Annotated in this window: 27 protein-coding genes; 1 reads left to right on the top strand and 26 read right to left on the bottom strand. The window is 43.8% G+C overall.

Translation table 11 applies throughout. The features are described 5' to 3' along the window. Positions 1 to 19: 19 nt before the first annotated feature. Positions 20 to 430, bottom strand: coding sequence for a hypothetical protein (locus VTH8203_RS04295; protein WP_096992550.1), 411 nt, complete (start codon positions 428 to 430; stop codon positions 20 to 22). Positions 431 to 833: 403 nt separating this feature from the next. Between VTH8203_RS04295 and VTH8203_RS04290 the strand changes: the two genes are divergently transcribed. After that, positions 834 to 1,049, top strand: coding sequence for a hypothetical protein (locus VTH8203_RS04290; protein WP_096992549.1), 216 nt, complete (start codon positions 834 to 836; stop codon positions 1,047 to 1,049). Positions 1,050 to 1,226: 177 nt separating this feature from the next. Here the strand turns inward: VTH8203_RS04290 and VTH8203_RS04285 are convergent, their stop codons facing one another. The 25 genes from VTH8203_RS04285 to VTH8203_RS04170 all read right to left on the bottom strand — a co-directional run bounded on the left by VTH8203_RS04285 (position 1,227) and on the right by VTH8203_RS04170 (position 24,979). Beyond that, positions 1,227 to 2,264, bottom strand: a complete 1,038-nt coding sequence (locus VTH8203_RS04285; protein WP_096992548.1) for a hypothetical protein — start codon at positions 2,262 to 2,264, stop codon at positions 1,227 to 1,229. 104 nt (positions 2,265 to 2,368) lie between these two features. Then, entirely contained in the window at positions 2,369 to 3,649 is a 1,281-nt protein-coding gene (locus tag VTH8203_RS04280; RefSeq protein WP_158296053.1) for a DUF7146 domain-containing protein, read from the bottom strand. Positions 3,650 to 3,706: 57 nt separating this feature from the next. Beyond that, entirely contained in the window at positions 3,707 to 5,560 is a 1,854-nt protein-coding gene (locus tag VTH8203_RS04275) for a VWA domain-containing protein (RefSeq protein ID WP_096992546.1), read from the bottom strand. A gap of 126 nt (positions 5,561 to 5,686) precedes the next feature. Continuing rightward, on the bottom strand, positions 5,687 to 6,397 hold the full coding sequence (locus tag VTH8203_RS04270) for a hypothetical protein (RefSeq protein ID WP_096992545.1): 711 nt from the start codon (positions 6,395 to 6,397) through the stop codon (positions 5,687 to 5,689). Between the two features lie 169 nt (positions 6,398 to 6,566). Beyond that, the gene (locus tag VTH8203_RS04265; protein ID WP_096992544.1) at positions 6,567 to 7,931 is read right to left on the bottom strand and encodes a hypothetical protein; all 1,365 of its coding nucleotides are present in this window, start codon (positions 7,929 to 7,931) and stop codon (positions 6,567 to 6,569) included. A gap of 6 nt (positions 7,932 to 7,937) precedes the next feature. Beyond that, a complete protein-coding gene (locus tag VTH8203_RS04260; RefSeq protein ID WP_096992543.1) occupies positions 7,938 to 8,390 on the bottom strand; it encodes a DUF1525 domain-containing protein in 453 nt (150 codons plus the stop codon). 9 nt (positions 8,391 to 8,399) lie between these two features. Next, positions 8,400 to 8,921: an OmpA family protein gene (locus VTH8203_RS04255; protein ID WP_096992542.1), complete on the bottom strand. Its 522-nt coding sequence runs from the start codon at positions 8,919 to 8,921 to the stop codon at positions 8,400 to 8,402. Position 8,922: 1 nt separating this feature from the next. Then, positions 8,923 to 11,775, bottom strand: a complete 2,853-nt coding sequence (locus VTH8203_RS04250) for a conjugative transfer ATPase (protein WP_096992541.1) — start codon at positions 11,773 to 11,775, stop codon at positions 8,923 to 8,925. Next, positions 11,772 to 12,185, bottom strand: a complete 414-nt coding sequence (locus VTH8203_RS04245; protein ID WP_096992540.1) for a TIGR03751 family conjugal transfer lipoprotein — start codon at positions 12,183 to 12,185, stop codon at positions 11,772 to 11,774. The genes VTH8203_RS04250 and VTH8203_RS04245 overlap by 4 nt, the downstream gene beginning before the upstream one ends. Further along, positions 12,179 to 13,633, bottom strand: a complete 1,455-nt coding sequence (locus VTH8203_RS04240; protein ID WP_096992539.1) for a TIGR03752 family integrating conjugative element protein — start codon at positions 13,631 to 13,633, stop codon at positions 12,179 to 12,181. The genes VTH8203_RS04245 and VTH8203_RS04240 overlap by 7 nt, the downstream gene beginning before the upstream one ends. 158 nt (positions 13,634 to 13,791) lie before the next feature. Beyond that, positions 13,792 to 14,592 carry a TIGR03749 family integrating conjugative element protein gene (locus tag VTH8203_RS04235; RefSeq protein ID WP_158296052.1) on the bottom strand — a complete coding sequence of 267 codons (801 nt, stop codon included), beginning with the start codon at positions 14,590 to 14,592 and terminating at the stop codon, positions 13,792 to 13,794. A 2-nt stretch (positions 14,593 to 14,594) separates the two neighbouring features. Then, a complete protein-coding gene (locus tag VTH8203_RS04230; RefSeq protein ID WP_096992537.1) occupies positions 14,595 to 15,242 on the bottom strand; it encodes a PFL_4703 family integrating conjugative element protein in 648 nt (215 codons plus the stop codon). A 6-nt stretch (positions 15,243 to 15,248) separates the two neighbouring features. Further along, a complete protein-coding gene (locus VTH8203_RS04225) occupies positions 15,249 to 15,629 on the bottom strand; it encodes a DUF3487 family protein (protein WP_096992536.1) in 381 nt (126 codons plus the stop codon). A gap of 20 nt (positions 15,630 to 15,649) precedes the next feature. Beyond that, entirely contained in the window at positions 15,650 to 15,982 is a 333-nt protein-coding gene (locus tag VTH8203_RS04220; RefSeq protein ID WP_096992535.1) for a TIGR03745 family integrating conjugative element membrane protein, read from the bottom strand. Between the two features lie 16 nt (positions 15,983 to 15,998). Continuing rightward, positions 15,999 to 16,340, bottom strand: a complete 342-nt coding sequence (locus VTH8203_RS04215) for a hypothetical protein (protein WP_158296051.1) — start codon at positions 16,338 to 16,340, stop codon at positions 15,999 to 16,001. Then, the gene (locus VTH8203_RS04210; RefSeq protein ID WP_096992533.1) at positions 16,337 to 16,639 is read right to left on the bottom strand and encodes an RAQPRD family integrative conjugative element protein; all 303 of its coding nucleotides are present in this window, start codon (positions 16,637 to 16,639) and stop codon (positions 16,337 to 16,339) included. The genes VTH8203_RS04215 and VTH8203_RS04210 overlap by 4 nt, the downstream gene beginning before the upstream one ends. A 93-nt stretch (positions 16,640 to 16,732) precedes the next feature. Beyond that, complete coding sequence (locus VTH8203_RS04205; RefSeq protein WP_096992532.1) at positions 16,733 to 17,485, bottom strand: IncC plasmid conjugative DNA transfer DtrJ family protein; 753 nt, start codon at positions 17,483 to 17,485, stop codon at positions 16,733 to 16,735. 8 nt (positions 17,486 to 17,493) lie between these two features. Further along, entirely contained in the window at positions 17,494 to 18,189 is a 696-nt protein-coding gene (locus VTH8203_RS04200) for a thioredoxin fold domain-containing protein (RefSeq protein ID WP_158296050.1), read from the bottom strand. Beyond that, the gene (locus VTH8203_RS24420) at positions 18,167 to 19,138 is read right to left on the bottom strand and encodes a hypothetical protein (RefSeq protein WP_158296049.1); all 972 of its coding nucleotides are present in this window, start codon (positions 19,136 to 19,138) and stop codon (positions 18,167 to 18,169) included. Before VTH8203_RS24420 ends, VTH8203_RS04200 begins: the two co-directional genes overlap by 23 nt. 7 nt (positions 19,139 to 19,145) lie before the next feature. Continuing rightward, the gene (locus tag VTH8203_RS04195; protein ID WP_096992530.1) at positions 19,146 to 19,670 is read right to left on the bottom strand and encodes a hypothetical protein; all 525 of its coding nucleotides are present in this window, start codon (positions 19,668 to 19,670) and stop codon (positions 19,146 to 19,148) included. Positions 19,671 to 19,684: 14 nt separating this feature from the next. Next, positions 19,685 to 20,191, bottom strand: a complete 507-nt coding sequence (locus VTH8203_RS04190) for a hypothetical protein (protein WP_158296048.1) — start codon at positions 20,189 to 20,191, stop codon at positions 19,685 to 19,687. A 97-nt stretch (positions 20,192 to 20,288) separates the two neighbouring features. Beyond that, the gene (locus VTH8203_RS04185; RefSeq protein WP_096992528.1) at positions 20,289 to 21,332 is read right to left on the bottom strand and encodes a hypothetical protein; all 1,044 of its coding nucleotides are present in this window, start codon (positions 21,330 to 21,332) and stop codon (positions 20,289 to 20,291) included. A gap of 2 nt (positions 21,333 to 21,334) precedes the next feature. Further along, positions 21,335 to 22,969 carry a GspE/PulE family protein gene (locus tag VTH8203_RS04180; RefSeq protein WP_096992527.1) on the bottom strand — a complete coding sequence of 545 codons (1,635 nt, stop codon included), beginning with the start codon at positions 22,967 to 22,969 and terminating at the stop codon, positions 21,335 to 21,337. Further along, complete coding sequence (locus tag VTH8203_RS04175; RefSeq protein WP_158296047.1) at positions 22,966 to 23,733, bottom strand: hypothetical protein; 768 nt, start codon at positions 23,731 to 23,733, stop codon at positions 22,966 to 22,968. Before VTH8203_RS04175 ends, VTH8203_RS04180 begins: the two co-directional genes overlap by 4 nt. A 73-nt stretch (positions 23,734 to 23,806) precedes the next feature. Then, positions 23,807 to 24,979, bottom strand: coding sequence for a hypothetical protein (locus VTH8203_RS04170; RefSeq protein WP_096992525.1), 1,173 nt, complete (start codon positions 24,977 to 24,979; stop codon positions 23,807 to 23,809).

Below are 24,979 nucleotides of genomic sequence, written 5' to 3'. Positions count from 1 at the left end.
AAATACCTCGATAGAGGCGTTAGTAAATATCCATTTCGACCGTTTTAGGAAAACTTACTATCCTAGCCCGACCATGTTCAATGTGCTCATTGATAGTGGAGTACGTTCCAGTTAATTCGACTTTACTTAAATAGTCGTCGAATGTTACCGCAGCGTGTCCTCCCAACAATTCAAGAACCACTTCATCTTCTCTTGCAACTGCAATATCACCTTGCTCCGTAACAAGAAGTTTTCCGAATTTGAGTGTGATCCCTATTTCTCGTGAAAATTGCTTGGTGTTGTACCAAGCCAATTTCTGAAAAATATCGAGTTGTTGACCATCGCAGGTCTCAAAAATGCCTAGCTTGAGGTGGTTATTCACCATAAATCTTTGTCCGTTTGTGTACGCTACACAAAGTTCGCAGGTCCCTAGCGGGATCTGTTCCAACATAGTTCTCTCCTTTGTTCTCCCTTTCAGGACATGTTGACGTTCCATTACTACTCAAGAGTAGCCACTACCTTAATGGTGATAGTGTTTTTTGCAGGTATGCAAAAATCTGCATTCAAAACAGGCGTTTTGGGTGCAGACTTAAACAATAAGATGGCTTGAAGTTAATGGGCACCATAGGTGCAGGTAAGTATTAAAATTCTAGCACTCTTCGGGTTATGTGACACCTTTTATTCTTTCGGTGCAACCGAGAGCTAATCTATTGAGGTGGACGGATTTTTTAACCACCTCTGGTGACGACGCTTTCAACTATAAGAGTTTGCATTTAAAAAATCGCTGGTATCGTGGAGCTGAGCGGGAAAGTTTATCCCTTATTTGATTTACCTTTTCATGAGGTTCCATATTTATGGAAATGTTACTGACGTTATGGAAACAAATGAACATCGATCATGGCTTAGTCGATACGTTACTTATTAGTGCTATCGGCTTGGTGTTCTGGAAAGTGGTCTTAGACCACCTATTCAGCCACCAATGGTCTTGGTGGCGTATGTTCGTCTTTTTGGTTCACCGTTTGTGGAAGGTGTTCTACCTTAACTGTACCGATAATAAAGGGAGCAATTAATGCTCCCTTCGTTAATAAGGCACTAGGCCGCGTGTTTTCTCCGAAAACGCTCTTTCAAGCCGCTATGGTTAGTGTTGTTCTCTCCCTGCGGAGTCCCACCTGAAACTGGTGAGATCAATCAGCGAAGCTGATGAACAGCTTAATTATAGCGGGTAATGGATCGTTTACGTACTAAATCTACGTATCTTTTTTGATTTTAAATTTCAACGGTGTTAGACGTTTCTTCGGCGGACTCTCTTCTGATTCCTTTTTCGACTGAAATTCATTTCCGTATCCTTTCGCTTGCATATCAGCAAGTTGATCGCGACGTATGCTCTTACGCATACCTATCATATGATAGATCTCACTGCTTCCGCTTTTCGTTGGCTGAATTGGGAAAAACATATGGGTTTCTGTGTCATAAAGTAAGTAACATTTCTCTCCAAATCGCTTGCGAATCTTAGTGAGGTAGTCGTTGTTATCGTAAATAACTTGTGTGGCCGATTTTACCATCTTCACGACCGTATCAAACGGTCTTGGCTCAGAATGCGATTTGGTTTCGATCATGTATCGCATCCATGGGTTCGTCATAACCTCTTCAACGCTGCGGTAGTTGATGATCACTTCACCGATGGCGGTATAAATAGTCTCTGCCGAGCGAGCATCTAGCTCATTGACGGAATTGTAGTAATCATAGGATGCATCAGATTCGAGATAGTCTTTTACCCATTTTGGTGATGACTCATGTTCAAATGACGCCCCATACAGATAACCTGCCGGGACCGTTGTCATGTTGGATAACATTCCATAGTTAGTAAAGAACTCTTGTTCTACGCCTTTTCGTTGCAGGTGTTTTAGGGCGTCCAACTGACTCAGCTTAAAGAGAAGCTGGTCTCTACGAACAGTCATCATCATACCATTATCACTGGTCTGGAATCCAAACACGTTTACTCCGCTGTTCGCTACTAGGTGCTTGGCTGCAATTGCCTCTGCATACGCCAGCGCTTTTTCAGGTGTTGCTTTGGTGTTTACCACTGTGTGATTCGGAATAACAACTTTAAGTTGCCCAACCCCTTCTTTGAGAAGCCGTAAATCGTGCTTGTATTTACGTTTGTTGAAATACGGCGCCAGTTCCATGTTGAACTTAACAGTCCATCGAACATCAATAATGGTGTCTGTCTCATTGGTTTTTACACAGTCTGCGTCGGTGTACAAGTTTATGACATGATGTTGCATACTTTTCTCCTTTGTGTTCCTGCCGGATGCGCATTTTTAACGACACTCAAGAAAGCGCCGTTAAAAATGGGGACTGCAAAAAAACAGACCCATTTAATAATAGTTTACCCGACTTTTGAAAACTCAGACCATTGCTTTGCAACTTCAGGAAACCCTTCCGGTCCAAGTTGGTTCAAGACATCGAGCCAGTCTTTCGATTTCGCATCTCCAAGCTCAATTGGAGGGCTTAATCGAATCACGGCGATACCTTGTTGAAGTAATCGCTCTTCAAGTTCCATCGCGACGATTTCACCTGTTTTAGAACGATCTTTATCTTCAAAGATAAACACCAATTTTGTGCCTTTGCGCGGAACATAATCTTTCATTAGTCCTGCGTTTATCGTGCAATCCATTGGCATACCCGTGACCTGCTTTACAGCTAAGACGGTTTCTAAACCCTCACCAATTCCAACCACTTCTTGAGGTGGGTCGATGTGACAAGAACAGCCATTAACTTCTAGGCCATAACCACCAGACATCATCTTTTTCACCTCAAAACCTTCTTTCGAAAACGATGCCTTATTGCCATCATTGTCTAGGAAGATTCTATGTACGCGTTGTGCTTTACCTTCTGGCGTTCGTACAAGCGCTACAATAGCCGGATGAAATCCCATATGTGCACTGCTAGGTTCACCATCTTTGATATAAAACTTCTCAAATGACGGATGATTTTTGCAGTAATCAATGAGCCACAATCGATTCTCTTTGTCGAGCTCATCTTCATCTTCTGACGAGTGCCAGATGGGAAGATAGAACGGCAAAGCAGGATGCATTTTGACATCCCCTTTCATGAGACTGTGTAGCTTAGTGATCCCTCTTTTAGCAAAATACTTCGCCACTGGCAAAGCTTTTGGATCATCAAGAGGTAGTGACTCTAACCACACACGATTCATTGCTTTGCGATTTTTATCCGCTAGGGCAATTTCTCTTGTGGAAGGGCCTCTTGGGATGCGTGTTTTAACTGGTGCTGGCTTGTAATGAGGATCGATTGTAAAGCCAATGTGGTGCTTCACTTCTTTAGCCGCGGTCGCAAAATCCCACCCTTTGAACAGCATAATAGTGTCCATGGGCGAGTGTTTCTGCCGACATTTGAAGCAGTATCCTGCGCCACTTTCGTCTTTGAATAAGGCAAAGTTGCCAGCTTTACCCGTTCCACGACCTTTGACTTTATGGCCAGAACATTTTGCGTCTGGACACACATCGAATCGCCGTGAGTTTGTGGTACCCACATATTTCACAGCGCCCTCAAGCGGCGTCATTTCACTTAGGATGTTCAGCCACCCGTAAGCTTCGCACGCCGTTCTAAACTGCTCATTTACAGCCGAATAGTCTTTGTTTTGTTGCATAATTTTATCTCCTACTGTGCCTCCTTCGAGGCTAAAATGGGCGCAAGCGCCCATGGTTTAGATAACCTCTTTCGCTACGCGTAGTAGCTCAGATGGCAAATCTTCAAAGTCTTCAACCACTAGCCACCGATTGTGACCGTATACGTCGTTGAAGATTTTTCTTGCTTTTATTGCTCCACAGCCAACACCCATACAAATGACCGTAATACCTTCACTTTGTAACGCCTTCACCATCTCTTTCGTAGCCGACGGTGAGTTAGGTTGTCCATCCGTGATCATAACGACCACTTTTTTCTTACCTTGCATTGCAAAGAGTGCATGGGCTGCAGCCCAATATGCTTCAGCTGCAGGTGTGCCTCCCCACGATTGCAATGTGGCAATTTTGCCTTTTACTATGTTGGAGAAACGCTCATTGGGTTTCTTGATTTGAGCAATATCCGTTGAGCCGTAACCGAAGGCATAAGCCGCCGTGTTCGCTCCATCGATACGTTCAAGCGCATCCAAAATAGCGTAAGTCGCTACTTTCATGTGCTCAATGTTTGTATTCATAGAACCGCTACTGTCAGCCAATACGACGACATCAACATCAACATTCTCTCGTTCGGAGAACTTGCGTTTAAAGATTCGCGTGTTTCCGCATGTAAGACGATGCAGCTTTCCCTTAGCTAACCTTCGACCTCGCTTCGTCACAATTTTTTGAGTACGAGTTTGGTCTTGGATTAACCTGAGTAAACCTTGCCTTAGCGACGATGTTGCATGAACAGCATTTGCTTCAAACGATTTTAATGTAATGTCTGAAACATCAACGTTCATGATGTCACCTTGACCAGAATCGTACATCTCAACCTCTGTCATTGCCTCCTGATTTTCATCTTGAGACAAGAATTCAGCTGTGAGTGCCCCAGTGTCACTTTCAACATAGCTACCTGAATCACCAGATAGAAATGCTTTCAAGATTTGGCTTCCAACATCGGCGTCATCCAGCGAATCAGAGTCCTGACCATTTTCTCCACCATCACCTGATGAACCGCAGTCCTGACCACTTTCTCCACCATCATCTGATGAACCAGAGTCCTGACCATTTTCTCCACCATCACCTGATGAACCAGAGTCTTGACCATCTTCTCCACCATCATCTGATGAACCAGAGTCCTGACCACTTTCTCCACCATCATCTGATGAACCAGAGTCCTGACCACCTTCTCCACCATCATCTGATGAACCGGAGTCCTGACCATTTTCTCCACCATCATCTGATGAATCAGAGTCCTGACCATCTTCTTCATCATCACCTGATGAATCAGAGTTACCCTCAGACGCTTGCAAGTAATCGACAATCTCTCTTGCTAGGTCTAACGATTCTTGCGTCGATTCAAGACTTTTTGCCTTGTTGAGCAAGTTTGTCAGCCCAGCCATCATGCTTATTCCAAGTTTTTGAAATAGAAACTTCTCAATTTCTTCTAACTGTTCATCCCAGTTTGGGTAACCTGTCAGCTTACCCCGTACATAGTGGAAACAATAGACTGATAACACTTGGTCAATTGAGTCCAGCGGATGGTCATCCTTAAGACAGATAACTTTCTCCGCTAACGCACAGAAGTACTTCTTGCAGCCTGGAAACAGCTTAATGAACTCTAGCTCGATACGAGTGTCTTCGCATGTTTGCAGCAGATGTTCAACTGGTCGTGGTAGTGATTGAGGATTAATGCTGAAATCCGTAAAGCGGTTGTGGGCCGCTTCATGAGCCGCATAGCCCCAAGTAAGATCTAGACAATCTAAGTTCGGCTTGGGCAAGTGGATTTCTTTGCCATTTGTGCACGCTTTTCCCTTATTGTTCAGTATGATTTTGATACCAAACTCATTGGCGTACACTCCTGACATAATCACAATAGATTTGCTTAGGTTTCTCATTTTTTCTCCTTTATCGCCCTTTCGAGCATAGTTTGTGTGTTCTCACCTCACACTATTGTGAGTGATGCGCTGTCGCGAGAACTGCACCTTTTCTGTTGCTAAGCAACACGAAATTTCTACTCAATACTATCGATAAATCTCCAAACGAGTGATGTGAGCATTTCTGACAGAGGCTCTTGCTGTGACACATCCACAATTACAGTTGGTCGTTTTAGCATTATCTTCGCCGTAGCTTGTCGTTACTCTGTTTATATGAATAGGTAAATTTGCAGTAGCTCCTGCGGATACAGATTTCCACTCACCGCCACATTTGCCATATTCGCTTTTACTTTTTGTATCTGATGCTATTGCGGTGTCTCCGACGAGCCCCTTTCGGTAACCTGTTTTCCATTTCCAGTCAGTATCTTGCCATTTGTACCATATTCGGTAAGCTACAAAATCTGGTGACTCTATTCGCTGTGTTCCAGCGCCATTGTACTGAACGTGCCACCCTCCGTTACTGTTGTTTGCGATGTCGTGATTAATTCCATATGACTTAGCAAGATTTATCGTTGGCGTACCAGTTGCTTGATCCAGATTAATCCTGGGTGCTCCTGTTGAATCAGACAAATCTAACATTGGCTTACCACTCGAGTTGTTGAGGTTTAGGTCTGGAGACCAAGTTCCACCAAGGTTGTTCGTTTGATAGCCGGGGCCGGATGCATTGGCGTTGTAGACAGTTTTAGCTTGAGGTAACGGCTTAGCCGATGGTGCGTTTTTCAGATCCGAAACACTCGCTGCGACGGTAAATGACGTAAGCGCAGACAGTACCAGGGTTAGAAATTTGGAATGGCGCATAGTTATCCCCCTTTATTTTGAATTATGCGCAGCAAAAAAACATCAACAATGTTGTTGATGTAAATTTAATAATGTAACTGAGCATAAAGGAGACTATGCGTGTATCCTAATTGTACAGCTGAATTCAATAATTTCAACATTAACGTAATGGTCACTGAACTCAAACTAGCTACTTTGGTTGTCCGATCGGCCCTGGTGAGACAACATCAAACACTTTTGAACCACTTTTTCTACAGCATCGAAAAGGTCGATAAATCTTGTAAATGGCGGCGTTGTTGCCATTCTTTTCTGAGAATTTCGCCGTCAATTTATCTTCTTCCATTTGCTCTGATAGCGTTAATGGCATGAGCGCATTTCTATCATTCGTATTATAGCGCGTACATCTTTCACCTTTGTATGGATACACCATATCAATTTTGAAACTTTTTACATCCTGTGGTGTTTGATAGTTCGATCCAGTGAAGCTACTGCTGGCGTATTGGGGCAACGGTACATAGATGTGCAGTCCTGCGAGCCCACTAAAAAGTGCTCTATTTTCGGCAGCGATGCTGGTAGCTCGTATAGCACTGGTTATCGAAGCGTGCCATCTGTTGATCGTATCTACGTACCCCACTCGTGGCATGGTACTTCCATAGCCTCGGCCTATATCATTCCATGCTAAGTATTTAGCTTGGTACAGACCAAGCAAGATGGTTTCTGAGGTTGCCAGCCATCGCCAAGAGAATTGGTCGAGGCTTGAACTAAAATAACTCACGCCCGGCAATGTTGGAGAGTTGCAGTACCCGACTACACCTATAAATGCTCCCGCCACTGCGTCGAACATGTTACGTTCAATATTGCCGGATACTAGTGCGTCGTTATAGAGATAATTTGTTTTTCGCGTGGCAACTGTTTGACCTACTGCATCGGTCAATCCATCAGGTATAGCTTGGGTAAGTAACGACGACCCGAGTGTTCTGTTCAGTTTCCACATGTAGGGATACATCATTGCAATGTCTTCTACTGCCGAGTTGGACGAAGGCAATACCGTATCGTCAGGCACCGACGTTAATGGATCTGGTGGTGATTGTGGAACGACTTCGGTATGAACATCTCGAACAAAGTGTTCAACGGCGATGCCGGGCGTGAAAACAGGCCCAAGCCACGTCCAGCGAACTGATAAACAGTAGCCGACTATGCTGTACTCCATGCAATTAAACAGGGCACCAAAATCCCCATAGTCATGCTCGAGGGAGTAGGTATACTCTTCTGTCAGTGTCCACGCATCTCTTTGTTCCAGTTTATCGGTAATACCGCCTAATGAGTTCAAAAAGCTGCCATCATCGTTCACTGCATCGGGCGCTTTCGATGTCCCTCCAATTCCTTGTTGAGACAATCCTAGTGTACTCATTGCAGCCGATTTCCAGTTACTGAATGACTCTGCTAAATCAATCCCTTTAGAGATCTCGGAAACTTGATCTGCGGATGGCGCTTGAGCATATGCATAAAAAGATACACTCCATACCAATAACGCTGTGCGCCACTCTCTTACCATTTTTCTCTAGTTCCTTTGGCGAGTTTTGATATAGCGGTTTACGGATTGTTCTACGCTCAACCCATAAGTAATGTACTTATCATTGATGATGACCGCTGGTACACGTTTAATCTGGAAGAGTTTGACAAGGCCAATTCCCATTTCAGAGCGCATTATCTCCGGTGTATAGGCTTTTAGCTGAGGTGCAAAATGTTTTGCAATATACTGATTTCGCACTTCTTCTGGCTCTTTAATTAACTTCTTGGGAAAGGCTTGTTCAAAACCGCTTAGGATTTTTTTGCTGTGGTCAACAAAGTAGTAATCAAACGCTGCGCCTTTAGCAGCGCGCTTTTCTTCACCAATCGAAGCCTTATTGTCTGTGGTCGTAAGCAATATGATTTTATCCGGCCAACTCAACATAGGAGCCGAGTGTAGTGGGATTGGAATCAATAGCCAAAAGAGCAGTACAAGTTTTCTCATATTTACCGCTTAGAATAACTGTGGTTTGTCGACTCGAAGTACCATTTCAACTCTTCGATTGCACTCTCTACCCTTGGGCGTACTATTGGAACACGCTGGTACTTCTTCACCCTCGCTCCGAGTCGTTATTCGAAATTGATGAACATTATTGGACACCAGTACGTTCTCAACGGAGCGAGCTCGTGAAAAACCTAGCTTTAAGTTACTCGCTGCGCTGCCTACGTTGTCTGTGTGACCGTATATGCGAATTGTGCTTTCAGGGTAGGTGTTGAGAAACTGACTAAACAACGCCAACTGATCTTGCATAGGGCGTTTAAGCGCAGACTTTCCCGTTTGGAAGCCGTAATCCATTGGAATAACAATGGTGATCTCACCATTATTCTTTTGAGTGATTTTGAGATTCTTAAAGATGTCCTTGAGCACCACATACTGATTATTGATGTAAGGTGTTGCAGAGTAGTCCACAATCTCATTCGCGGCGACAGCGCCAGTAAGAGTAACTAGCCCTATGAATAATCCTATTTTCTTCACGTTATATATCCTCGTAGGCTAAGCGCCCCTCAATGCCTCTAGCTTTATCCATTCTGTTTGCCATTTCATAAACCGCTTCAAGTTCGTCAGTGATTCCCATTTCTTTCATCAATCGACGTCGCTCAGCTTTTTCGATACTGTCTGTCATTGCAACGGCCAGCATGAGAGATGGCGGACTAACTCTGAATAGAATTCGGTGGCGCTTCGTCAGCGCTACCCCTTCTGTGTAACACCTATCGAGTTTGCGTGTGCTCTCCAACAGTTTCACATCCGCATCTGTTAGGTTCTTGATGTCTTTAACAAGACGCGCTTCTTCTGAACCAAAGTTGAGGCAGTAGAACCACTCGATGTTATTCAAGATCTTCTTAGTTTCCCCAGACAAATCCGCTAAGTCCTGAGTAGCAAAGAAAGGTATATGACCGAGCTTACGTGCTGTTTTTACGACCTTTGTAAGAGCTTTACCAAGCATGTTGTTGTTTAACAGCAAGTGCGCTTCGTCTGTCATTGACACAATATCGCGCTCATCAAACTGCGTTGATTCAGCTAGGTTATTGATGTGCTGCATCAAGGAAACAAATGCTACGTTCAACTGTGAGACGTTGGCATCTTGTGACAGTAGACCAAGATTAAATATGGTTACGTCAGCATCCGGCCAAGCATCACCTGGAGTGTTAAATAATGTATGGTTAATGCCGTTGGTGAAAGTGTGCAAAGACAGCGCCATGTCTTTAAGCATGTTACGTTTTTCATCACTGAGATCTCTTGATTCGTCCCTAGAGAAATTTTCGAGAGTTTCAATGATATCGGATACAACAGTAGGTTCTGCTTTACCCTTGCCCGCATCTAATCCCTTTCGCCGTTGACGTTTGGCTGTCTCGATCAAGGCTTGACAAACTAAGGCGCGATCTGCCCGCTTGTATCGCGACAATTCTGCATCTTCTGAACCGGTGATCATCAGCATTAGAATGAATTCTAGCTCTCCTAAGATGTCGCCCTCACGAGACGAATCTTTCTTATCGCTGTTCTCTTTTTCCTCGCTCAACGAGTCTTGGCTATCATCAAGACTCTGGGTGAATTCATGAATGAGATCACTGTCATCCAGTGCAATGTTATCCAGTATCTTATCAATATTGGCAAACGGTGCGAGTGCAGGCGCGCTATTTGGCATTACTTTCAGATAGTTGACGTTTAGACCTTTTTTCTTCCAATCCTCTGCCGCCATAGCAAACGAATCACCATACTCAATGACGAACATTCGAGGCCGCTTCATTGCCATCATCGCATAGACCATTTGAGTTATCGTGACGGACTTGCCAGATCCAGCCGGTCCTGAGATGAATCCAAAACTGTTGTTGGCTTTGTCTTTTTTGGAAATCGGATCAAAAAGAACGGGTGCCCCACCTCTGTTGAAGAATGAGAAACACGGGTTTCCTGTGCCCTCACCACGACCAAAGGCGAAGCACAAGTTGGCCGCATGTTGAGCCCACATGGAACGTAAGTACATGCCCTTGTCTTTCTCTGGTCGGAAGTTCATTGGTAGGTGGTTGATGAATGAGTCAAGTGATAAACCATCGACGGCATCTTTATAAACCATGATGTTATTGTTGTTCAGCGTTGATATTGCTACGCGTTGGTTATCATTCAATTCATCGAGTGTTTGGCCTCGGACGTATACGCCCATCGTAACCATAACTTTTTTATAGTCGTGTTTAAGTAGTCCATCCAGCTGGGCTAAACTTATGGCTGCTCGCTTGGACTCATCATTAGTGCCATTCGCACTCTTCTTGGTCTTAGAAAAACGCTTGTTGAAATCAGGTTGTGGCGTGATGACTGTGGTTTTAGAAAGAATAGAGTTGCTTGGCAGGCTATCCATTGCACAGAATGCTGTTTGTCCATTGCCCTCGCCTTGCTTTACTTCTCCCGTTAACGCTCCTATCCGTGGCTGCTTACGAAGCCCACCAAAACGTAAAAATCGCGTCGGTGCGTTGTTGAAGTACCAGCAGTTATCGTCCACATCTGAACGGGGCTGCTCAGATAGCAAGGCTTCACACAGAGCGCCTCCTGTGAGAAGATCGCCATCCACATCGCACATTCGGTCGTAGTATTCACCACGAGACTCAAAGAGATTGAGTTCCGGATTCGGATTGAAGAAGCGGAATAACCAACCGAATAAAGCAACGTCGTCATCGATTTCACATTTAATGTCAGCCTGACCAAACTTAACAATGAGATCTTTGGCTAACTCATTGATTTCATCGACTGGCGAGTGTTTGCCTATATTGAATTTACGTACATCTGATACACCTTGACGTCGATAAATGATGAATTTTGTGCGGGGTGTTTTAAAACGCCATGGCCGACGAGTGACCTCTTTATCTTCATACAATCCTTCATCTTTGGCTATTGTGCGATAGTGACGTTCCATTAATTTGAGGTAAGATTCAGTGAACTTGGTTTGCTGAGCATGTGGTTCTACAGAATCACGCATTAAATTTATGATCCGCTCTACCGAGTTATCCTCATACGTGAATTCTTGAATGACCCACTGACCATCGTTAATATCTCGTTCTTCAAAACTTCGATAAATATCTTCGATTGCATCTCGTTTGCTTGCCAGTACGTCGGCACTTTGGCCCTCTGTGGCTATCGGACTGATGGTAAAGACTTTTGCGCGCGAGATAAGGTCTTCTAAGATGAAGGTTTCCGATTCCGCATCATACCCACTATAAGGCAGCTTAGATGAAAAGCTTGGTATATTTAGAGTATAGAGCTCGTCCAAATCGTCTTGAGTGTACAATGACTTGGTGCTGAACGCCTTGCTAATGTTCATCACTCTACGAAGTAATGTAGTCATCGAGTAGCCTCCATGTTCAGCTCACCGGGAAGTGCGTATTCGTCCTTGTCATACATCTGAAACTCGGTCATCCAAGCAGGAATGGGCAGTCGGCCGTCTTTCGACAACGATGGTGCAAAATAGATATAGAGAGTCGGATTAGGTAAACGCTTAAACGTTGGCCTTTTTTCCACATTATTGTATTGATATACGTTAATTGTCATTTCTTCAGAAGTAGCGGGACGCTTCACTACAAGTTTTTGATTACTTAACGTATTCGCGGTTGATGACGAAGTACTGTGTTCTTCATAGATTTCTTTCATCGATTTATCAGAAGTAGGAATGATCTCTTCTTTCTCGCTGACGGTAGTACCACAGCCTATTAACACGCTTGTCATGGCACACATGATCCCTTTTTTTATTGTTACCATTGCAAGTATTCCTCAGCATTCGCTTGATGATAGAGTTTTCGGCCATCCAATTCATAGTCGATGTGAAGTGACTGTTCGATATTCAAAACGAGAGGGGTGCCTGTTTCGACAAAGACAACATCAAATGCGCTTTGCTGTCTCTCTGCGTGCCATTTGCTAATCTCATCAGTACCATTGGTGATACCGTCCCCTGCAGCTTTTTGAAGACTGTCTTGAACAACCTCAACGGTCACACCATCTGCGTTAGTAGATGTAGTAACGGCTGAATTGGCAAGTGAAGCTGCAAAACTTGACGCACCCGTTAACGCTGCCTGCTTAGCCATATATGACGGAAAATTCGTGATGTATTGGCCAGGAATGCAAGGAACACCATCTTTATCGGAAATCCATCCGAGCGATTCTCGGATGTTGTTTTCGTTTACCTCACCAATGATTTGTCGCACTGTGCCGTCATTGAATGTGAATGTAATTTTGTCCAAGTTGCCGCGCACGCACTCTAGGGTAAAGTCACCATAGGCTTCACCACTGGCTACCATCGATTGGATATTGGGTATATACAGACCGTTCGTGGCGAGGTTGTCATTACCCACCAGCACCTTGAATCGGAATGGATTTGAGACTTCGTTGTTAATCGGTACACGGCCTAAGAGAGCTGACATACCCACGCTGCCAAATAACGTAGAGTTGGCTGGCACTGTGTAAATTGGAACCAAAGACTGCTCGTTCTGACTTTCTGTATCGATGGTATTAGTAAAATCATCAAGTGGAGTAGACGCGCTATTTCCTTCAGCCAAAAAAAGCGTTGGATATTGTCTTTCTTGTGCCCCCGTTTTTTCATTTATAACGATGACTGCATCTTTTTGTTCGACAGTAAATGTGCCGTTACTGACCTGTGTCGCTGATGATATTGGCTCGACTTCTACACTAATGGTCTCATTCAGCCATTGGTTAGCCGGTTGCTTGAACTGTTCGATCAACACATTTTCAGTGCCTTCATTTGTCTCAATGGGTTCAATAATGGGTGCGCCACCAGCCACACTCTTTGGTACCTGCGATGGCGCTTCAAATGGTGGTGGTGTATTTTTGAGAGCCTCTATCTCCCCCATCAACCCGAGATATTTTTGTTCCAATGTGTGGTATTTATCATCGTTGTTGTTGCTAGCATTATTTCTACGTTCGCGATCTAACGAGTCTTGGAGTGTTTTGATCTGGGTTTCTAGCGCTGAAATCGAGTCTTTGCGTTGTATGTCTCGCGCAACCAGAGTTCTTAGCGTGCTATTAGTGTTACTCAGCGGGTCACCACCTTGGTCCAGTTCGCTATCCAAAGCAGATTTTGTTTTTTCGAGCTGCTCATCAACAGACATGGTTGGTTCATCGTCTTGAAAAACGATGTATACTCCTGCGACGATAACAAGGGCTGAGATCGCGACATTTATGCTGACTTTCATTTCTTTTCACACTCCGATTCATCTCTCTCTTCTAAGTGTATCTTTACGGAAAACGAGCACGTTTAACTGCCCTTTTTGCGGTAATACGTTATAAATAGAGATGTCCGAGACTGGCCCAAGAACTATTAAAATAGGAAATCTAAACGTCCAGTTTTAGGCTAGAACGCATAAACGCTATCTTCGCTGAGCGGCCGCTCAGTCACGAGGTACAGCACAGTAGATTGAGCTAGCCCCCCCGCAGGACCGACATTAGCATGTTGTGAAGATGCAGCAATGAATGATGGGTACATATCTGCAAAGATAACTGGTTGTCTTTTTGCCGTTCTGTTCGTTACAAGTATGGCGGTCAATGTGTATCGGGATGTTCGATACTGCTTCATCGGTTGCAAATCAAACAACGCGGCAGATCGTCCCATAAAAAGCAAATCAAGGTTCAGTTTGCTCTTGATACGAGTCTCAACGATAGGCTTTGAATTGTCCTTAAGCCTTGATGGTGCGTAGAAATCATGACTAGCATGTTGAATAAGGTCTTTGATAGTCAGTGATGTCGATTGAGCAATCAGATCAGTGTCTTCCTTTTGCTTCTTTTTCACTTCTTTCATCGTGACCACTTTGACAGAACCCTGAGACAATTCGCCTGTCGGCTCAACCGCAAATAAATCCACGAATATCAGTTCATTCGTTGACGCTAATCGAATATCTATACGTGTCTTTGGAAACTCGGCAATCGGTGTTATGTACATAACGCCAGCCGCGGCAGAAACGCGTAATCGTGACCTTAGCTTGTTTGGAATCTCGATAGAAATGTTATCTGGAAACTCGATAAGTCTTTCTTGATTTACCTCCAGTCTAATAGACAGCGGTTTTTTGTCCCAAACTAATACTTCAGTAGCGCTTGCTTGGGTCATGCTAAACACAAAGACCACCGTAGCAATCCATTTTTTGATTAGTTTCGTCACGATCATAGCTCCGAAATAATTTTAGGCGATCCTTCAAACCCAGTGATGATCAATCCTAGTGGGTTCTTTTCGTAATTCGTATCGATGCGCTCCACAACAAGCGGATAACGAACTTTTACGTGTTGCACTCGTTCATTCAAATAGAAGTCTTCGATGATCACATCAAGTAGGACAACCCATGATTGATTCTTAGTTACTTCAATGACCCGCTTATCCACTGCGTTTAGTGTACCTGGGACCAATGTGATACGTCTGCGTCTATCCAGCTCACCTTTGATGTCCATAACCTTGTATTGACGTTCCAATTGTTCGATGAAGCTGTCACCAAAGTAATAGGTGTAAGCTTGTAGATTAGCGACAGCATCTTGTTTACCGTTCTTAAGCCAAGTGTTCAGCTCTAGCCATAGATAAGATGTATCGGAGAGAACGCGAGATTTTGGAATGTCATTGACGTTCATCACTACGCCATTCGCGGTGTTAGGTGGAATACGAAGCGTTATGTAGTCAGGTGCACGTATTAGAGCCACCATAGCGAGCATTAGTGCAACACTGAGAAGAAAAATCGTTATACGTAGTGACACTACATGATTGGCATGTTCATGCAGAGCGCTGGTCATTTTCTTAGGTAAATTCAGTTTGAGCGATGCCATTTATATTTAACCTTTATTGCGTGAACCGGTGTGCCAGTAGGTAGATTCGACAAAGCCAAAATTCAGCTTAATACCGCAAATGCCCTTGAATTGAATCCTTCTCTTCACATCTACCCACATCATGTAACTCGGTCGCCCTTGCTTGATGACGTAAGCTCGATGCGATGCGATTGACGTTAAGAGAATGGCGACAACGACAGCAATGATTAACCCAAAAGCAAAGTGGCCAAGAAATAAAGCGCACAAAGGCGTCAAGGTCAGTCCAAGAGTGACAAAAACCGCAGTAAATAAAGCGAGCATTTCTTTATGGGTTAACCCACCTATGGCTGGAGCTTCGTAGTCCAGCGAGTCAAGAACAACTGGTATAGTGCCTTCTTCGTCAATCATTTTTACCTACCTTGGACTGATTACAGTATTTTTTCAGCTTGAGTCAGGAGCACTAGACCAAACGCCGCTACAGCTAGACCGCCGACGACAACGCCAGTAAGATCGGTCCACTCTGCTTTGCCCTTTCTTACATCCCAAAACGACTTAATACCAGCGGCTGCAACAGCAATCAGTATGCCTGCCCCAATCAGCTGTGCGACGAGTTCGATCCCCGACTTGGATAACTCTCTACCCATTGCGATGTAGTCGCCTTTGTCTGCGTTCGTCGACGTTACCGCCGTGGGCAAGGCCGCGTACGTACTCGACGCGTAGAACATGACGGTTGCTATCACGCTATTGATGTATTTTTTCATTCGTATCTTTTCCTTGTTACATACTGAGAAGTGAAATAAAAGCCGTAGTGATAACGAGCATTCGAACAGCCAAAATGAGTCCTTCTTTGTTCGTTATCTGATGTTTTACCAGTGTGGCGTCGTAGACACCGTGTAGTGACCATGCTGTAAAAATGAGTGCTACAGCTGCTGCCACCGACTTAATCAGTGTCGATACATTTGACCAAGAGTTATTATCTAATACGTTATTAAACGCTTGCTCTGGCGTCACATTACTTGGATCGGGTGTCAGAACCGTCGCCTGTGCGCTCAATGAGACCGAGATCAGAACAAGTAGTAAAAAAATGGCTAATGTGGACATTTGGGGCCTACTCATCATTGTGTATTGACCTCTTCTGTGTTGATAGAAGTCGTTAGGCTTCGGTATTCTTCCAGTGGCGTGTTCAAATGATGACGAAGCTTATTGACTATTTCGTTCGCATCTCTTTGCACGCCTTGGTAGTTGAGCTTAATTCGATGATGAGGATCGGCGGCGTCTTGCGCATCAACGAGTAATGTTTTATTCAATATTTCGAGTTGTGTGATGTAGCGTTCTAGCAACTCTCTTTCTTCCCACACACTAGCTTGCGGTGAGGCAGCAAATATCAGTGTCAAAATGGGTACAATTTGTTTCATCATGTGAGCCAATTCTAATGAGCCTTCTGAACCTTTTAATCAAGATTGGAAAATACCCACCCACCTAACACTGCCCTTTTTGCGGTAAACTTGTAATTAGAAGTATTTTTTGTAGTTGGCGACAACATTGCGAGCGAAAAAAGCTGTCGCAAGGGCACTTGGAATCATCACTGTGCCAGCTTGTAAGCTGTTTGGAATGGCGATGTAGAGGAAAATAATCGTGTAAGAACTACTTTTGAGTGCTAAAAACCACCACTCGATTTTGTCTTGAGAGTCTCTTTTACCTTTATACGTGTTAATTTTTCGCTCAACACTGCCGTCGATAACGCCAGCGATAATGATTGCTAAACAAGGAATTAGCATAGATATGATGGTGATGACCTTGGCCATCCACGTGTAAGACACGATTACCCAAAGCGCCATTATGTCCGGAATGGCTGCAACAAGAGCAATGACAAGTTCGTAAGCCCATTGAAGGTACGAGTTGGAAAGCCTTTCCTGACTCAGCAATTGGCTGAGTTGTGAGGTAACGTCTTGAGTTTCAGATATAAACGTCGGTAAGTGGAAAAACTGTGACAGCGTATTTTGCAGATACGTCAACAGATCTTCGTTCGCAACCCAAACGGCTGAACCGGTAAACGTGGATATGCGTTCATATCGTTCCAAAGACAGAGCTATCGCATCGTCCATGAAAATATACATACCTAGTTCTATAAACAGACAAAGAGCACCTGCAAAGCACGCGATGGAGAGCACTTTGAATATGATAGAGAGATAAAAAGAAATCAGCGGGATCTTTATCGATGATTTCTTTCTATCTCTTTTGGTGTTCTTATCTTGCTCAGTCATTAATTAACTCATTGGTCAGTATAGATGGCTAGTATCTGCTCGGGCCTCAAATAACCTTCAAATGGATAACCGTTAACAAAAAATGATGGTGTACCACCCACACCCAATGATTGGCCCGCAATGAAGTGGTCTTTCACCACGGCATGGACTGGTTGGCCTGCAATGTAGTCTCCCTTGAACGCGCTATCTAACCATTTTTTGGGATCGGCACTCGCTGCAATGGCAGACATTCGCTTGGCACTCTCACTCGACAGTCCTTCTCTTGGAAAATACATCACTTCCAGCGTTATACCTTGTGTCATGTAGTCATCGATATTGTTATGGACTTTTGCGCACCAACCACAAGTAACATCTGTGAACATTTGTACGACTGCTTTTTCGTTTATAGCCTTATACACTATTTTGTTAGGGACCGATTCGACACGCTTTTTGTATATCTCTTGGCTAACTAGTGCCAATTCGCCATCCTTTATTTCTAAAGGCTTTGTTGCGGTAAAAAAGACGCCTTTTGCCGCATCCATGTAGATAATGCCCTGCTCTGTTACAATGGTTTCAAGTGAAATATTGTCTAACTTCTTTTCTTGAGATCGACTGATCACACGAAAGTCTTGAGCCCTAAGAAAGTTTTCTGCTTCGCTTGCTATAGTTGGCATCGAAATATTGAGACTTGCCAATAGAAAACTAGAAATCACACCACGTACCATACGCCACAACTCCTTGATAGAAATAAGATTTATTACCGGAACTATTTTCCGCTGTTGAGCGGAAATAGATCCGCCAGTGATTGCCCGAATCCACATCCCACGATGCGAAGTTTTTGACGTTATACTGCAAGTCGGTTGTACCTAAAGAAACCGTCCAGACCTGTATTTGTGCGGTGTAACCAGAAGGACAAGCAGGTTTTGCCACAAGTACCCCTGAACTATTTGAAATGACAACGGAGCCGAGTTTTATACTTCCTGTTAATGCTGTTCTGTCAGTGATGTTCTTGAAGCTAATGTCGTCAACGTTATTAATGTATTTCACATTATTGAGATCGAAATTTCCATAGTCCCAGTCGGCGGTCATTGGTGCCGTACCGTCTCTACGAACTAGATTGTCTTGAGCAACACTTGAACCTGGTCGTGTAAATGCAATAGTCACGTTTCCAGCCGCATCTTCGGTATAATTCGGTAACTGAGAAATCGCGTTTCGAATGATCATGCGCTTTTTCATAGGCGCGATATTGGCTATCGAAAAAGTGATATTAAACGCAGGATAATTGTCAGATGGGTCAATAAATGGAGTGATGGTCATCAGTTGATCTGCGTTGGTCATTGTTACCCACGGCAACTTCGTTTGGTCAATACATTGCCCAGCAATTTCTTGGCCTATCGAACAAGCTTCAATGAGGTCTAAAGCGATTAGATTTGCCCGACTAGCTGGATAGGCTGCAATGTTGTTTGGTGCGACTCCTTGTGTAATGGCATTGATATAGCCTCGCTGCATCGCATCTTGTACGACGGTAATTCGATTGACCGCGACTGCTGCGGTTTGTTCGTATTGCCACTGTTTTGCGGCTTGAGCTAGCATCAAGGTGACAATAATCAAGATGACTAAGGATATGAGTGTGCCAACTAGTATGTCACCTTGTTGTCTTTTTATAGAATTCATAACATCTCTATCCCTGACAAAAGTTTCTTGTCGTATTCTGAATGACGAGGTTAGAAACATTACGATTAAACTTCTTTCTAAAACGAATCTCGTCGGCACTTACAGCAAAGGTATGTGGCATTCTGAATAGCTCACGAGCATCAAAACTCGAGATTGGAATGGTGATTTCCATTTCAGTTATTTGACCTGTTGACGCGTGAGGTAAATATGTATAACGAATACCATTCACGTCATAGAAATTCTCTTCGAGATAGACCGGATCAATCATGCCTTTCACGACGAGTTGGACAAGGTTTATTGGTGGTGGGGCATCGGTGTAACACCGACTATTGGAATTTACATAGTCGTAAAAATAGGATTGCATAGCGATAAAACTGTCATTTTGTAGTCTTTGCAAACTGGCTGTTCGGATCGCCATGCTTCCATATCGTAAAGCCGTGGATGTGATAATTAGCGCGAGTACGATAAGTACCAAGAGAGTCAAAGAAATTCCAACAAATGTGACACCTCGCTGTCTCGTTAACTTAGTCATACTCACTCTGCTTATTACAGTGTTAACGTAATCGTTGTACCCGCGACGATGATAGAGTTGCAGCCTTGCGCTTGAGTACAGTTTTCTGCCGTCATTGATGCCAAACCATCAGCGAGTTCATTAATTCGGTCAGCGGGTAAACTGGTGATCTGAAGTGATTTCTGTGAAACGTTTGCAGCTGGCGCTAGTACAAAGTTGCCACCGAATGAGTTAGCGTTTGCCCCTGCGCCGCCAACTCCTCCACACGTAGATTCACTGACTGATTGTTGTCCTGCTGCACAAATTACGGTCATATTCACGCCATTGAAATTACTTCGTAATCCTTTCCAAGTATCTGCTCCCGAGTTAATTTCGGTAACTTGTGTGTTCAACTGCCATTTTTTGAAACGGAACATGCCTTCTTGAAACCCCGCAAGTATGACCATAGCGACTAAGATCATAATTAGAAAGCCCATCGATGCTTCCACCCATGTTACCCCTTTCCGGCGGGCTTTAAGCTTTAACAAAGTTGTATGTTGCATGATTTTTTGAACCTCTGATTTTATTCATTACCACTAATTAATGCGGTGCATACAAAAAAGAGCAGCACTCAGCTGCCCTTTTTGTGGTTGCATTTAATTAAAATGCGTTGATTGACATTACTAGGAAGAATACGGCTGAAAAAAACGCGAGAAGCGAGCCATAGAGCAAAAATATAAAGATGTAATGCGTCATCTGATTAATCTTTTCGATTTGTCGAACCAGCGTCTTGTTGTGCTCGTTAGCAGACTTTTGCAAACGAGCACCCAACGTTATTGCAACGTTGCCTCGCTTGAGTCGATTGGTTTCACGCGCGTCGATCAGTCCAGTATGTAAGATATGGCCGATATTACCTCGACCCACATTGTTGACTAGGTTTTGCTCCATCATCTCTAAGTGATAGCGTATATAGCGAGTCGTTCGAGTTGCCATGAATCGAAAAACATTGAGGGTGGCCATATCTGCATTGAGCAGAGTGGCCATCGTGCTAAGTGAGGCGCCTGCAGACATCAAGCGATATTGTTTAAAGAATGGAAGCTTATCAATGACACTTCTTGGTGCTCCATGCACAAATTGAATGACTATATAGCTTACGATGGGAATCAGTAACGCGATCGCAATGATCTTGTAAGTACTTTGATACAAAGTATCGCTGTATGCATAGAATAACTGAGAAAGTGAAGGCCACTTGGCTACGGGGGATGTCATCATTAGTTGTTTAAATATATAGTCTCCCACATGGCCCGTTATCAGCAATAGCAATGTCAATTTGAACCCTGGTATCAAAAAGGCTTTTAGGAGTTTAATGATTAAACCCTCGCTCGCCTGCAATGCTTCTTTGGCTCGAATAAAGCCTGTCGCGAGATCGTGACTTTCTTCACCGGCCTTTATTGTTTGTAATGTGATCTCACTGACCACGCCTTCAAACGCGGTGTAAACAGGTTTGGTATGATCAACGGCGTATTTAATCCGTTTACCCACTAGTTTTTCTAAACTGTCACCAAACCGCATTAAGTCATCCGCAATATCAACCATCGACATATCCGATGCCAGTAGTTCAGACACATCTTCGAGTAAGTTGACTTTCTGATCTACTGATGTCAACGTTAATGAAAGTCGCTCTAAAGCACCTAAACGATTCATAGTCAGATCTCTCTCATTTCTTGATATAGACCTTTCAAATCCTGCTTAACAAGACCATCAACCTCTTCGGCTACCGAGCGATAATCCAATATTCCTGCCAATAATTTCAGTTCCGCATGTTCTCGAATGGATGGCCAACCTTGTGATTCAAGATACTGTTTCCATTCTGATAGTCTCAGTTCTCTGATGAACTCTCTGCCTTTATCATCTACCATAATAATTTCAAATAGAGCCGTTCGGCCTTTTTCGCCAGTTCCTTCACATTCAGAACACATACCGCCTATATCATTTCGGTAGTAAACGCTATCGACAGACTTTTCTTGTTGCTCTCCTATGGTTTCAACTGCTTTATAAGCCATCTCTAACGTTGGGTCTTCGACAAAATACTTTGGCGCGTCCTTGTGGGATATTTTGCATTTGGGACACAGAGTACGAACCAGTCGTTGGTGAGCAAGCGCAGACAATATGCCCGGTGAGGCCAGTTGCGAAGTTGGCACACCAAGTTGCTCCGCTACGGTAGTGATGGTTGCAATTGCAGAGTTACAGTGAATAGTGCCGAGCATCACCTGACCTGTAGAAGCCAATCGCATATAACAGGCCGCAGCACCTTTAGTCCTAATCTCACCAAAATATAGACCGTTTGAATCGTGACGTAATAGGACTGCACCATAGACCTCAAAAGATTTAGTGCGTTGCTTCGTTTTCGGATCGATGTAACTTTCTACTACATTCGTCGCAAAATGGTTACGACCAGTTCGGTGAAACTCAACTGGATCTTCGAGCGAGTGGATAACTTTGGTATCATCAACTGTCGATAAAGCACTGTTGATTGTTGTTGTTTTACCTGAACCTGTCGGTCCAGACATAAACAGGGAGCCTTGAGCAGAATTTACGACTTGCTTAAAGGCCCGTTCATGCCCTTTCGATAATCCTAATTCTCGCAATGATGGGATTTTTCCTGAGCCGGTATCAAGGTTTCGGATAGTGATTTTGGCTCCATCATCGAGCGGGATCTGACTGAAGCGCCACTTTATCGACTTGTTGATGACAATGGTGCTGCCATTGTCACCTTTTCTCTTAATACCCACCGCCATTTTGAATGTAACGTCAATTTGGGCACTAATCGCATATTCCTGCTTTCCACCCAACGTGACCGTCGCTCCAGACCCAATATTCTTGCCATATTCGATGGATTGGTTTTCCATCATTTTGCTAAAGCGACCGTCAACTCGTTTGTTGACCTCAGTGATTGACTTTTCCTCAATCAGTTTCAAGTGGATATCGGATATACCCTGATTCGCAGCGATTTCGAGTAAGCGTTTGAGCTGTAATAGTGACTCTGTGTTCTCAGTGTCATTATTTTGACTTGTAGCCTCAGAATCCATTTTGATGTTCTGAACAGCGTCACTGACAGCTTCCTTATCGACCACGACGATACGTGGTTCACAGCCATAGAATCTACCGCCAAACGCCGTAGTACTCTCTCTAAGTTTGTCTATAACATCATCAAAGGTACCTGCTGGTGCGTCAGGAACGTAGACACACAGTTCACCTTCATCATTGATATAACAGTCACTTCGTTCTGAGATAATGTTGAATAGAGCTTCATCTTGCTTGATTCCATCTATATAACTCATTGGCCCGATTCCTCCGAAATTGAAAATCCTGTGTGACCAATTATGCGAACTACATTACCTTTTATGTAAGTTATTTTGACACTCTCAGCTTTCACTTCCTCTATGCGGAAATCACCGATGCGCTTTCCTTCAATGGCCCGAACCAGTTCATTATCAATCCGCACATGAGCTCTGGGTTTATTGTCTTGTACGATAATTGAAGCAACTTTAATACGATCAAACGCTTCTTCAATTTGAGCATCTGATAAACCGGCCGAAAGGAGCGCTGGCTGAACGGTTTCGAACTCAGTGAAATCTGCGCTGCTTGTCGGGATCATTGGCGGTGGTGCGGCATGAATAACCTGTTGAGGTAAGGCTGCTGGAACCGTTGCAGGTGCATTTAACACCTTACTTTCATTTTGTAGTACCTTGTTTTCATTTCGGAGTTTAGTGAGCAGCTTGCTTCTTAAAAGCTGAATAATTTCACGGTCTTCTTCGGTCAATGTGAGGTTTCGCTTGATACCACGAGGGGCTGGCGGTGGTACGACGATAGCGTTTACGATATTACCGTTTGCATCGGTACGTTGCAGTACTTCGGGTTGGGCAATGACTTCTTTAGTCAAGGTAGCGTCGGTATTGACCGAGGTGATACGATTGGTGTTTTTTGGTCCCAGATCCACACTAGAGTCGGTTGCCTCTATTACGTTAACATCAGTAGAAGGCTCATTGGGTATATTTGTCTCTGGTGTGGGCGTTGATGACGCGAAGAAATGATAATAACCCATGCCTAATACTCCCACGAAAAGTAAAACTATTACTGGCAGTTTCTTTTTGTCTGATTCTGATAGCGCCATCTTATTATCTTCCTACAATTTTGACTGTCATATCGATGCTGATTAGACCTAGTGAATCAGCCATCGGACGTACTGTGAATTCTTGAATGAATATTGGTCTGTCATACATGGAACTGGCAAACAGGTCTAAATAAGCCACTGATACATCTTCCATTGTTACATTGATCGTTTGCTGACTATATTGAGCATAAGTCTCTGTCGCATTGGATTTGATTTTGCCTCCAAGCAGGATCATTTCGTCCATAAAAGCGTCACGTTCACTGCTAAAGTCTGCCGTCTGTTGTGTCCAACGAAACCAGTCGTCATTGATGATTGGAAATGAGTAGTTAGCACTTTGTCCATCTATCTGTATGAAGTCGCCATTGGCATCTTGCTTACGAAACTCTTTAAGCTGTTGCGTTTGGCCATTAAAGTTGTCGATTCTTCCAATCAACTGGTTGTTAGCCAGTGTGATTGTTTCAATTTTCCAACCATTTGGAAGCTTGAAAGCGGTAAGTGCCATTGCGAGAAGCGATTGATGAATATTGTGATACTCAATGCCATTCTCTACCGATTTTTTATATTGATGATGCCTATCGAGCTCTACCGTCAAGACTTTTGGTGGTGGTGGTGGTGCTTTTTCCGCCACTTTCGGTTCAGGCCAGAAAATGGTGAGTAGACAAGCGAACGTCGCAACTACACACGCTATTACAATTTGTTTCTTTCTCTGTGCTTCCCTCTGGTCGGTTAGTTGGTGAAGCGTGGTACTCAAAACGTCATCACACAGTGGCTCTAGTGCCAATATTTCGTTTTGAGGTCGATGAATATCGATAGACTTAACAGTTGAGAAGATGGGCCATGTCATCAAAGACATATCTTCTATCTGTTCTTCTAAAACAACCTCAATGCGAGAAACTATCCAGTTCTTGACTGTGATGAGAGTAAACGTACCTATGTGCTCAGAAAGCAATTGATAGTAGTTTCCATCAATAAGGGACTCAGAGTACTCTTTCTTTATCTGATCAGCGTATAACTGCGCGACCACTACTCCTGTCTCATTGCCGCTATAACGGATCAGGTTCTCTTCAGTCGTAATGACGTAATCGTAGCGCGAAGGCAGTGCCTGGCGCATACGCGACAAGCTTTCTTTTTCTCCACCTTTGACGAGTTTTACGACTTGAACTTTGATGTTCAACAT

It is taken from the genome of Vibrio thalassae (genome assembly GCF_900089835.1).
Classification (GTDB): Bacteria; Pseudomonadota; Gammaproteobacteria; order Enterobacterales; family Vibrionaceae; genus Vibrio; species Vibrio thalassae.
This window is presented reverse-complemented; position numbering and strand designations above follow the sequence as displayed.